At 69.9% G+C, this 11,613-nt stretch carries 10 protein-coding genes; 8 read left to right on the forward strand and 2 right to left on the reverse strand.

From position 1 onward, the window contains the following. Positions 1-128 precede the first annotated feature (128 nt). Both ACFWYS_RS13660 and ACFWYS_RS13665 read left to right on the forward strand, forming a co-directional pair. Positions 129-1,400, forward strand: a complete 1,272-nt coding sequence (locus tag ACFWYS_RS13660) for an amino acid deaminase (protein ID WP_384766961.1) — start codon at positions 129-131, stop codon at positions 1,398-1,400. Positions 1,401-1,418: 18 nt separating this feature from the next. Further along, positions 1,419-3,041: an amidohydrolase family protein gene (locus ACFWYS_RS13665; RefSeq protein WP_384766964.1), complete on the forward strand. Its 1,623-nt coding sequence runs from the start codon at positions 1,419-1,421 to the stop codon at positions 3,039-3,041. 5 nt (positions 3,042-3,046) lie between these two features. Here ACFWYS_RS13665 and ACFWYS_RS13670 read toward each other — a convergent pair whose 3' ends face one another. Together ACFWYS_RS13670 and ACFWYS_RS13675 are read right to left on the reverse strand one after the other, a co-directional pair. Then, complete coding sequence (locus ACFWYS_RS13670; RefSeq protein WP_384766967.1) at positions 3,047-3,982, reverse strand: serine protease; 936 nt, start codon at positions 3,980-3,982, stop codon at positions 3,047-3,049. Between the two features lie 241 nt (positions 3,983-4,223). Continuing rightward, entirely contained in the window at positions 4,224-5,093 is an 870-nt protein-coding gene (locus tag ACFWYS_RS13675; protein WP_384766970.1) for a hypothetical protein, read from the reverse strand. Positions 5,094-5,219: 126 nt separating this feature from the next. Here ACFWYS_RS13675 and ACFWYS_RS13680 point away from each other — a divergent pair, with 126 nt between their 5' ends. From ACFWYS_RS13680 to ACFWYS_RS13705, 6 genes are all read left to right on the forward strand, one after another. Further along, positions 5,220-6,431 carry a pyridoxal phosphate-dependent aminotransferase gene (locus ACFWYS_RS13680; RefSeq protein WP_384766973.1) on the forward strand — a complete coding sequence of 404 codons (1,212 nt, stop codon included), beginning with the start codon at positions 5,220-5,222 and terminating at the stop codon, positions 6,429-6,431. A 103-nt stretch (positions 6,432-6,534) separates the two neighbouring features. After that, a complete protein-coding gene (locus ACFWYS_RS13685; RefSeq protein WP_384766975.1) occupies positions 6,535-6,957 on the forward strand; it encodes a hypothetical protein in 423 nt (140 codons plus the stop codon). A 221-nt stretch (positions 6,958-7,178) separates the two neighbouring features. Beyond that, positions 7,179-8,243, forward strand: coding sequence for a hypothetical protein (locus tag ACFWYS_RS13690; RefSeq protein ID WP_384766978.1), 1,065 nt, complete (start codon positions 7,179-7,181; stop codon positions 8,241-8,243). 15 nt (positions 8,244-8,258) lie between these two features. Then, positions 8,259-9,452, forward strand: coding sequence for a toxic anion resistance protein (locus tag ACFWYS_RS13695; protein WP_384766981.1), 1,194 nt, complete (start codon positions 8,259-8,261; stop codon positions 9,450-9,452). After that, positions 9,449-10,993 (forward strand): substrate-binding domain-containing protein, encoded by a 1,545-nt coding sequence (locus ACFWYS_RS13700; RefSeq protein ID WP_384766984.1) that lies wholly within the window; start codon positions 9,449-9,451, stop codon positions 10,991-10,993. The genes ACFWYS_RS13695 and ACFWYS_RS13700 overlap by 4 nt, the downstream gene beginning before the upstream one ends. Then, a complete protein-coding gene (locus ACFWYS_RS13705) occupies positions 10,980-11,582 on the forward strand; it encodes a hypothetical protein (RefSeq protein WP_384766987.1) in 603 nt (200 codons plus the stop codon). The genes ACFWYS_RS13700 and ACFWYS_RS13705 overlap by 14 nt, the downstream gene beginning before the upstream one ends. Positions 11,583-11,613: the final 31 nt, after the last annotated feature.

Here is an 11,613-nt window from a genome sequence, read left to right on the forward strand (position 1 = left end):
CTCCAGACCTTGGGGCGGATGGGTCGGCGACTCCGTTGACCCGTGGTTGGCCGAGATGTTAGACAGCGGTAAGCGATATACGCAATGGACGTTGCATGCAATGCAATACCCCAGATCAGGGAGGTTCCATGAGCAACGAGGCGCTCGCCCGCCTGGCCGAGGAACGCGTCGACCACCGCTTCAAGGGCCTCCCCCCGGACGCCGACGGCCTCACCGTCACCGAACTCGCCGCCCAGCGCCGCAATCTCTTCACCGACGGATTCGCCACGCCCGTGCTCGCGCTGTCCGCCGAGCGCCTGGAGCACAACCTCGACCTGATGGAGACGTACGCCGCCCGCCACGGCCTCGCCTTCGCCCCGCACGGCAAGACCTCCATGGCACCCCAGCTGTTCCAGCGGCAGATCGAGCACGGCGCGTGGGGCATCACGCTCGCCGTACCGCACCAGGCGCGCGTGGCCCGGGCGTACGGCGTCGAGCGGATCTTCCTCGCGAATGAGCTGGTGGACGCGGCGGCCCTGCGCTGGATCGCGGCCGAGCTCACCGCCGATCCGGCCTTCCGTCTCGTCTGCTACGTCGACTCCGTGCGCGGCGTGGAGCTGATGGACGCGGCACTGCGCGACGCCGGAGCCACCCGGCCGGTGGACGTCGTCGTGGAGCTCGCCGCCGGTGACGGCGCCCGTACCGGGGTCCGTACCGAGGCGGAGTGCGCCGCCGTCGCCGACGCGGTGGCGGGCGTGTCCACGCTGCGGCTGGTCGGTGTCGCCGGCTACGAGGGCGAGGTCCCGCAGGCGACCCCCGAGCGGGTGCACGCCTGGCTGCGGCGGCTCGTCGCTCTCGCCGCCGAGTTCGACAAGGCGGGGCGGTTCGCCGGGCTGGAGGAGATCGTCGTCAGCGCGGGCGGCAGCGCCTGGTTCGACGCGGTGGCCGACGTGTTCGCCGAGATCCCCGAACTCTCCGCCCCCGTACTGAAGTTGCTGCGCTCGGGCGCCTACGTCTCGCACGACGACGGCCACTACCGCAAGCTGACGCCCTTCAACCGGGTCCCGCAGGAGGGCGCCCTCGAACCCGCCTTCCGGCTGTGGGCGCAGGTCGTCTCCCGCCCCTCCCCCGAGCAGGCCTTCGTCAACGCGGGCAAGCGGGACGCGGCGTACGACCTCGATCTGCCGTTCGCCCAGGTGGTCCGGCGGGACGGCGCCGAGCGCCCGGCCACCGGAATCTCGGTGACCGGTCTGTCCGACCAGCACGCGTGGCTGCGGACGACGGAGGAGGCGGACCTGGAGGTCGGGGACTGGCTCGGGCTGGGGCTGTCCCACCCCTGCACGTCGTTCGACAAGTGGCAGCTGATCCCGGTCGCGGAGGCGGACGGGACGGTCGTCGAATACATCCGCACGTTCTTCTAGCAGAGGGGGGTGGCGGTCGTGGAAGAACTCGTCATTCGGGACGCCGACGTCGTGGACGGCAGCGGCGGTCCCTCCTATCGCGCCGATGTCGTCGTGGACGGCGGCCGGATCGTGTCGATCGTCCAGGAGGCGGCCGCGGCCGGCTGTCAACGGCCCGAGGCGCGGCGGGAGGTGGACGCCGAGGGCCTCGTCCTCTCCCCCGGCTTCATCGACATGCACGCCCACAGCGATCTGGCGCTGCTGCGCGACCCCGACCACAGCGCCAAGGCCGCGCAGGGGGTCACCCTTGAGGTCATCGGCCAGGACGGGCTGTCGTACGCCCCCGTCGACGACCGCACGCTCGCCGAGGTCCGCCGCGCGATCACCGGCTGGAACGGCTCCGGTGACGACATCGACTTCGACTGGCGGACGGTCGGCGAGTACCTGGACCGGCTCGACCGCGGTTTCGAGGGCCGGGGCATCGCCGTGAACGCGGCGTATCTCATCCCCCAGGGGACGGTCCGCGCCCTCGCCGTCGGCTGGGAGGACCGGGAGGCGAAGCCGGACGAGCTCGACCGGATGCGGCGGCTGGTCGCGGAGGGCATGGAGCAGGGCGCGGTCGGCCTGTCGTCGGGGCTGACGTACACGCCGGGCATGTACGCCAAGGACGCCGAGCTGACCGAACTGTGCCGGGTGGTGGCGTCGTACGGCGGCTACTACTGCCCGCACCACCGCTCCTACGGGGCCGGGGCCTTGGCGGCGTACGAGGAGATGGTGGCCCTGACCAGGGAGGCGGGCTGCTCCCTCCATCTGGCCCACGCCACCATGAACTTCGGCGTGAACAAGGGCCGGGCGCCGGAGCTGCTCTCCCTGCTGGACAAGGCGCTCACCGACGGCGCCGACATCAGCCTGGACACCTACCCCTACACGCCGGGGTGCACGACCCTGGTCGCCATGCTGCCGAGCTGGGCCAGCGAGGGCGGTCCCGAGGCGGTCCTGGCCCGGCTGTCGGACGAGGAGACGGCCGAGCGCATCCGCCACCACATGGAGGTCATCGGCGCGGACGGCTGCCACGGCGTGCCCATCGAGTGGGACACCATCGAGATCTCGGGGGTGAGCGACCCGGCGCTCGGGGAATTCGTCGGCCGTACGGTCCAGCGGTCGGCGGACGTGCGGGGCGAGGCCCCTTGGGTGACCGCTCGCCATCTGCTGCTGGCCGACCGGCTGGGCTCCACGATCCTCCAGCACGTCGGCCACGAGGAGAACGTGCGGGAGATCATGCGGCACCGCGTCCACACGGGCGGCTCGGACGGCATCCTGCAGGGCACCAAGCCGCATCCGCGCGCGTACGGCACGTTCCCGCACTATCTCGGCCACTACGTACGGGAGTTGGGGATCCTGTCCCTGGAGGAGTGCGTGGCCCATCTGACCTCGCGCCCGGCGGCGCGACTGCGGCTGCCGGACCGGGGGCTGGTCCGCGAGGGCCATCGGGCGGACCTGGTGCTGTTCGACCCGGAGACGGTAGCGGCGGGCTCCACTTTCGAGGAGCCGCGCACGCTACCGACGGGCATCCCGTACGTCCTGGTCGACGGCCGTCTCGTGATCGAGGACGGCCGCCGGACGGACGTACTGGCGGGACGGGCGATCCGTAGAACCGCTTAGCCGGGTTACGGCTTGGGGAGCACGCAGCCGCTCGCGTCCAGGTCGAGCTTGTTGTCGACGCCGAAGCAGGCGGGGATCTGGTAGATCTCCTGGGCGTAGTTGATGCCCTGGCGAACGGTGACGTTGCCGCTCTCGTCGACCTCGCACGGGTTGTTGACCGTGCAGCGCTCACCGTCCTCGTTGCCGGTGTTGTTGACGGCGACGACCTTGTTGGTGGCCTGGTCGATGACGGGGGAGCCGGAAGTACCGCCGATGGTGTTGCAGGCGGAGGTGTAGCGGACCGAGTCCTTGAAGGTCCAGTCGCCTTCCTTGAGCTGGTAGGCGAACCCGTCGATGTTGCAGTTGTACAGCCGCTTCCAGTAACCGGAGGCGACGGTGATGGCGGTGCCCTTGACCGGGTGGGTGTCGGCCACGGTGAGCGCGTTGATGCTGTACGAGCTCTTGATCTGCGCGTACGTGGTGGTGAGTTGATAGAAGGCGACGTCCGTGTCGGTCATCGTCCCGTAAGCGATCTTGCTTGCCCGCAGTGTGCCGACCCGGCTGCCCGAGGCGTTGAGCAGACCGAAGGTACGGCTGGAGGCCCGGTCGACCACGACCTCGCCGGGTCCCGGCATGCCGGTCTCCAGACAGTGGCCGTTGGTCATCACCAGCGCCGGGTCGTTGTCCTCCGAGTCCGGGAAACGGACGACGGAGCCGGAACAGTTGCTGAGCGACACGGTGCCCGCGAAGTTGACGGCCCGGACCTTCTGGTCCCGGTTCAGGACCTGGCCAAGGGTGTCCGCGGTGGAGGCGACGGTGTCATTGACCACCGACGTGACCGAGCCCGTGTCCACACTCTTGCCGAAGGAAGCGGCCGATTCCGCGGGAGCCGCTACCGCCGGTGCGGCGCCGGCCCCGGCTATTGCCAGGGCGAGGAGGGCGGCACCGAGAGGTTTTCTCATGTGGGGGTCCCCTCATACGAAGGGGGTGACCGAAGAATCTCCGGTCACCCACGCTTTTGTCATGCGCATTCTCACGTACGTGGGGGGTGCGGACAAGGACTTGCTTACCGGCGAGTTCAGTCCGTAGGGGTTTCCCTATCACGGCGGGCGTGGGGTGTTGGGCAGGCGGCGCAGGACGTTCACGCGAAGGCGATGAGGTCACCACATCCGGCGGCCCCGAGCGTCATCCCCACCCACCCCTTCAACCCGGCTTCTTGCCGTTGCCCAGCCCTCGCCCCGGCTTGTCCGCCGTCGGGGGCGCGGCGGCGGTCGGCGTCGAGGGGGCCTCGCTGGTGGTGGAGGGGGTGGTCGAAGGTTCGTCGGTCCTGTCGCCGGAGTCGGCGACGGCGTCGGAGTCGGCGTCGGCGTCGGCGTCGGCGTCGGCCGACGCGGACGGGCTCGCCGGGGCGCCCTGGGAGGCACTGCGCGGCGGACCGGCGTCGTCGGACCCGCGGACACCGGCCGACGCGCCCGCGGAGGGCACCCCCGGCACCACCGGGTCACCGGACGTCGCGCTCGTCCGGTCGCCCTTCGTCTTCTCGCCGCCCGGCGAAGAGGACCCGGACAGGGAGAACCCGGCTATCAGCACCCCCACCGACAACACCCCCACCAGACCTGCGGCCACCGCCACGCGCCGCGAGTTCCAGACGCTGGGCTGGTGCCGGCCACGGTGACTGCGCCGGCCGCCGCGTCCGGCGTCATAGCCGTCGCCGTAGTCGTAGCCGTCCTCATAGACGTAGTCGTAGCCACCACTGACACCGGGAGAACCGAAGGCACCGCCGGCATCGCCGACACCGCGGACCTCATGGGCGCCATCCGTCCCATCGACCACCGGAGGCAGCTCGGTCGTCTCGTCGTACGCGTTCTGCCACCCGTGGGCGGCCGCGGGGTCGAGGTACGTCTCGTACACCGGGGACGGCGAGGACTGCGGGTGGTACACGTTCGGCGGCACCTCGGGCGCCTCGGGTACGTCGGCCGACTGGATCCCGCCATGGGTGTCGTACGCACCGGGCGTACCGTTCGCGGTGTTCGCCCCGTGCGCTCCGTTTTCCTGCTCAGGCGGCTTGGACATGACCGCGCATTGTAGGGACGGGAGTGACCCTTGGGACAGCTACCGACGATAACGGCCCAAACCACCGCGTCTCACGTGTCGGAAAACACGGTCCAAGGGGCGTTACCGGGCCGTAAGCTCCATGACATGCAGGTGATCCAGTCGACGAAGCTCGCCAACGTCTGTTACGAGATCCGGGGCCCGGTTCTTGAGGAGGCGATGCGGCTCGAATCGGCAGGGCATCGGATCCTCAAGCTGAACACCGGCAACCCGGCGGCGTTCGGCTTCGAGTGCCCGCCCGAGATCCTGGAGGACGTCCTCCGCAACGTGTCGACGGCCCATGGCTACGGCGACGCGAAGGGCCTGCTGGCCGCACGCCGGGCGGTCGTCATGCACAACCAGACCCTCGGCATCGAGACCGACGTCGAGCACGTCTTCATCGGCAACGGCGTCTCCGAGCTGATCGTGATGGCGATGCAGGGCCTGCTGGACGACGGGGACGAGGTGCTGGTCCCGGCCCCCGACTACCCCCTGTGGACCGCCGCCGTGTCACTGTCCGGCGGCACCGCCGTGCACTACCGGTGCGACGAGCAGTCCGACTGGATGCCCGACCTCGCCGACATCGAGCGCAAGGTCACCGACCGCACCAAGGCCATCGTCATCATCAACCCGAACAACCCGACGGGTGCGGTGTACGACGAGGCCATGCTGCGGGGGCTGACGGACATCGCCCGGCGGCACAACCTCCTCGTCTGCTCCGACGAGATCTACGACAAGATCCTCTACGACGGCGCCACGCACACCCCGACCGCCGCCGTCGCCCCCGACCTGCTCACCCTCACCTTCAACGGCATGTCGAAGGCGTACCGGGTCGCCGGCTACCGGGTGGGCTGGATGTCGATCTCGGGTCCGCGCGCCCACGCCGACTCCTACATCGAGGGCCTCACCATCCTCGCGAACATGCGACTGTGCGCGAACATGCCCGGTCAGCACGGGGTCGTGGCCGCGCTCAGCGGGCGGCAGTCCATCAATGACCTCGTGCTGCCCGGCGGGCGGCTGAAGGAGCAGCGGGATGTCGCCTACGAGCTGCTGACGCAGATCCCCGGCGTGACCTGCGTACGGCCGAAGGGGGCGCTGTACCTCTTTCCGCGCCTCGACCCCAAGGTCTTCAAGATCAAGGACGACCGGCAGATGGTCCTGGACCTGCTGCGGCGCGAGAAGATCATGGTCGTCCAGGGCTCGGGCTTCAACTGGCCGGAGTCGGATCACTTCCGGGTGGTGACCTTGCCGACGGTCACGGATCTGCGGGACGCGGTGGGGCGGATCGGGCGGTTCCTCGACGGGTACAGCCAGCCGTGACGCTCACGCTGTGTGTGCGGGGCGTCCTGTTTTGTGAAGCGCGCAACTTTAGACGAAATCTAAGCTAGGATGGTTTCCTGTCAGAGCACAGGAGGCCATCCCCATGTACGAACCGATCCGCACCAAGTCGGTCCACACCACGATGGCCGACACCCCGTCCGACTTTCCGCACCGGTCGCGTGAGGAGGAGCTGGACATCCAGCTCGCGGGGCACCTCGCGGCGCTGCTCGCCGTGACGGACGAGCTCCGTGCGACGGCGCCCTCGGAGGACCTGGACATCGCTGCCGAGCGGCTCGCGGGCCAGGTGACCCGACTGCGGGAAGGCAGCATGCCGGCCCGCGCGGGGGCCTCCGGCGGTGGGGCGAGGGTTGCCGCGCTGCATCGTCGGGCGCATGCCCTTGCGGGGCGGGCGCTGGTCGTTGCGGCGTCTCGCGCCGATACGGCCGCCGCGATTCTCGCCGCCCAGCGGATGGATGCGCATGCTGCTGCGCAGGCTGAGCCGCAGGAGCTCACCGGCGTCGGCTGACGCCCCCTTGGACGGCCCCGGTCCGCGTGCACCCGCAGCGACGCGCGGACCGGGAGCCATAGTTTGTCCGTTCGCGGCTGACGGTTGTGTGTGGCTGGTCGCGCAGTTCCCCGCGCCCCTGGCGGCGTTGCCGTTCGCCGTGTTGTAACGGGACCGGTGTGACACCTCCCGTTCATCCTCTTTGCCGGGGAACGTTGGATTCCGCGAGCACTCTCCCTCGCGTGAGACGTATCGCAGGGATCGTCCTCGCGGTGTTGCTGATCGGTGGCGTGGTGGTTGCCGTCGTGGCGGGCCGTAGTGATGGGGACAAGGGCACGGCAACGAAGACCGTGCGGATGGTGATCGGGTCCGAGAAGGCCGAGTTCTTCGCGGATGCCGATGTCGTGAAGGCCCTGGCCGCCAAGGGCTACACCGTGAAGGCCGAGACCTCCGGGTCCTGGGCCATGGAGGGGCTGAACCTCAAGGGGTACGACCTCGCGCTGCCGTCGAGTCAGGCGCCGGCCCGTGAGCTCGCCGCGAAGTACAAGGTGACGGGGACGCTCCCCCGCCCCTTCTACTCGCCCCTCGTCGTCGTGGCGCACAAGAGCGCCGCCGAGGTGCTCGCGGCCAACGGGCTCGCCACACTGGAGACCGAACACCGCGGCACCTTCGAGATGGCCGGCTATCTGGCCGCCGCCCGTGCCGACCGCACCTGGCAGCAGCTCAAGGGGGCGGGAAAATACGGGGAGTTGACGGGGACGCTCTTCCTGTCCAGCACCGACCCCGAGACCTCCAACTCCGGCGCCCTCTATCTGGCCGCCGCCTCCTACGTCGAGAACGGCGGCAAGGTCGTCGCCGGCGAGAAGGAGACGGCCCGCACCGCGCCCCTGCTGCACAAGCTGGTCAGTGTGCAGGGCGCGCAGCAGTCCAGCAGTGACGCCGTGTTCCGGGACTTCGTCAGCGGGGCCGGCAATCCGCTGGTCGTGGTCTACGAGTCCCAGGTCGCCTCCCTGCTGGCGCAGGGGCAGCAGCCCGACGACCTGGTCGTCCTCTACCCGGACACCACGGTGAACAGCGACCACACCGTCGTACCGCTCACCGAGAACGGCGAGGCCGTCGCCGCCCTCCTCACCGAGGACCCGCGGCTGCGTGAGCTGGAGGCGCGGCACGGGTTCCGTCCGCAGGGCCAGGACTCCGAGTTCGCCTCGGACACGACGTATCTCAAGCAGGAACTGACCGGCGTCCACCAGGCGGCCGTGCCCACCTCCGAGGTGCTGCACGAACTGGCCCGACGGGCGCGGGGATAAGGGGGGCACCAGCACATGACCAGCCACGGCAACAGCCATAACAACGACAGCAACGACACCTTCGTCCTCACTCCGCCCGAGCCCGTGGCCGCCGTGCCGCGGGAGAAGGCCGGCGGGCTCGTCCCGGTCGACGACGGTGTCCGTACGGAGATGAGCAACAAGGCCTCCGCCTATGTCGAGATCCTCGCGGGACTCGACGCCCGCTCGCCCGAGTTCGCCGGCAAGGTCGGTGAGATCACCGCGCTGGGGGCCGGTGAGATACGGACCGCCGCCGCCCAGTCCAACCGGATGCTGGAGCGCACCGTCCGCAGCCTGCCCGACCAGGGCGGGGACGCCCAGGCGCAGGTCGCCGGATCGCTGGTGGAGCTGCGCCGGGTGGTCGAGGACCTGGACCCGCGGGATCTGCCCGCCGCCAAGGGACGCAGGTTCCTGTCCAGGCTGCCCGGTGGCAACAAGCTGCGCGACCACGTCGCCAAGTACGCCTCCGCACAGGGGACCCTGAACAGGATCGTGGGGTCGCTGCGGGGCGGACAGGACGAGCTGCGGCGGGACAACGCGGCACTGCAGACGGAGCGGGTGCGGCTCTGGGAGAGCATGGGCAAGCTGCAGGAGTACGTCGTGCTGACGGAGGCCCTGGACACGGCCGTCGAGCAGCACATCACGCGGGTCACCGACCCCCAGCAGGCCGACGCTCTGCGGGCCGACGTCCTCTTTCCGGTCCGGCAGAAGCACCAGGACCTGCTCACCCAGCTCGCGGTGTGCGCGCAGGGATACCTCGCCATGGACGTCGTACGGCGCAACAACGACGAGCTGATCAAGGGCGTCGAACGGGCGGCGACCACGACTGTCTCGGCGCTGCGCATCTCCGTGATGCTCGCCTCGGCGCTCGACAACCAGAAGAAGGTCATCGAGCAGGTCACCGCCCTGCGCGGGACCACCGAGGGGCTGATCCGGAACAACGCCGAGATGCTCGCCACGCAGAGCGGCGAGATCCAGCGCATCGCCGCCGACCCGGCGGTGGGGGCGGAGACCCTGCGCAGCGCCTTCCAGCAGATCTACCGCACCCTCGACGCCATCGACTCCTACAAGGTCCAGGCGACCGAGGCGATGGCCGCCACGGTGGAGAACCTGACCGCCGAACTGCAGCAGGCGAGCGGCTACCTGGAGCGCAGCCGTTCGCAGGGCGCGCTGGAGGGTGGGCTCGGATGAGAGCACGACTTCTCGCCTCCGCGCTCGCCGCGGTGGGCCTGCTGACCGCCTGCACCTCGCAGCACACGACCGACAAGCCGGAGAACGGCCCCCAGCCGGGCACCCTCCGCGTCCTCGCCTCCAGCGAGCTCAGCGACATGACCCCCGTGTTCGACCGGATCGCCGACGACACCGGCATCAAGATCCGGCCCACCTACATGGGCACCCTCGACGCGGTGGAACTGCTGGCCAAGGGCAAGGCGGACGGGCAGTACGACGCGCTGTGGCTGTCCTCCAACGACTATCTGCGGCTGCGGCCGGAAGCGGCGGGGAAGGTGGTGTCGGAGACGCCGGTGATGTCGAGCCCGGTCGCCATCGGGGTCAGGACCACGGCCCTCGGCACGCTGGGCTGGCAGCCGGACCGTGTCACCTGGTCGCAGATCGAACAGGCCGTCCAGGACGGCAGGCTGACCTATGGCATGACCGACCCGGCCCGCTCCAACTCCGGCTTCGCCACCCTCGTCTCCGTCGCCTCGGCCCTGTCCGGCGCCCAGTCCGCGCTGACGGACGCGGATGTCGACAAGGCGGTACCCCGGCTGAAGGAGTTCTTCAAGGGGCAGAAGCTGACGTCGGGTTCGTCGGGCTGGCTGGCGACCGCCTACAAGCGGCGCGGGAACGTCGACGCGCTGCTCAACTACGAGTCCGTCCTCAAGGGCATCCCGGGCCTGACCGTGATCCGCCCCAAGGACGGCGTCGTCACCGCCGACTATCCGCTCTCCTCCCTCGCCTCCACCGACGCCGCGACCCGCGAGGACGTCCGCCGTGTCACCGAGGCCCTGCGCACCGACGGCCTCCAGCGGCTGATCACCGAGCGCACCCGTCGCCGCCCCGTCGTCCCCTCGGTCCGGCCCGCGTCCGGCCTCGACGACAGCCGGCGGCGCGAACTGCCCTTCCCGGGCAGCCGTTCCGTCGCCGACGGACTGCTCGACTCGTACGAGAACGAGTTGCGCCGCCCGTCCAGGACCGTCTACGTCCTGGACACCTCCGGCTCGATGGAGGGCGACCGTCTGGAGCAGCTGAAGCAGTCGCTCACCGACCTCACCGTCGACTTCCGCGAGCGCGAGGAGGTCACGCTGATGCCCTTCGGGTCGGACGTGAAGAGCGTGCGCACCCATGTCGTGGAGCCGGCCGACCCGAAGTCCGGGCTGGACGGGATCCGCAAGGACACCGAGGCACTGTCCGCCGAAGGTGACACCGCGGTCTACACCTCGCTGGAGAAGGCGTACGACCACCTCGGTACCCGACGTCCCCAGGACACGTTCACCTCGATCGTGCTGATGACGGACGGGGAGAACACCACCGGCGCCGAGGCGTCCGACTTCGACTCCTTCTACGCCGGGCTCGACCGCGAGCGGCGGGAGACGCCCGTCTTCCCCATCCTCTTCGGCGACTCCGACGCGTCCGAGCTGGAGCACATCGCCGAGCTGACCGGCGGCCGCCTCTTCGATGCCCAGGAGGGCTCGCTGGACGGCGCCTTCGAGGAGATCCGTGGCTACCAGTAGGGCACTGGCGTACCTGGAGTCCCGTAAGAACATCGCGGGGAGCGTGTGCGGGATGGTCGGCGTCGTGCTGACCTTCACGGGAGTGGCGGGCCCGTACTGGCCCGTCGTGGTCGCCGGGCTCTACGGCGCGGGCGCACTGATCGCCCCACCGGAGCGCCCCGCGCTGCCCGACTTCCCGGATCCCTCGGCCCAACTGGACGAACTGCGCGGCGACTTCGAGAAGCTGCGCGGCTATCTGACGGACGTGGAGCTGTCGGTCACGGCCGCCGCCCGGCTCCGCGAACTCACCGAACTGCTGGCCGCGCTGCTCGACAAGGGCTGGGTGGCCGAACTCCTCGCACACGACCCGGAGGGCGTGCACGTCCTCTCCCGCATCGTGCGACGCGATCTTCCCGAGGCCGTCGACAGCTTCGTACGGACCCGGTGGTGGACACGGATGACGCCGGGCACCGAGTCGCCGGAGCTGCATCTGGAGCGGCAGCTGGGTCTGCTGAAGAAGGAGGCAGAGAGCCTGGCGGCGGCTTTGCGAGAGACGGAGGCAAGGCGCCAGGAGTCGCATACGCGGTACTTGGAAGACCGCTCGCAGTAACGGCGAGGCGGGCATCCACACAGGCGAGGGC

This window comes from Streptomyces sp. NPDC059010 (assembly GCF_042740355.1).
Lineage (GTDB): Bacteria > Actinomycetota > Actinomycetes > Streptomycetales > Streptomycetaceae > Streptomyces.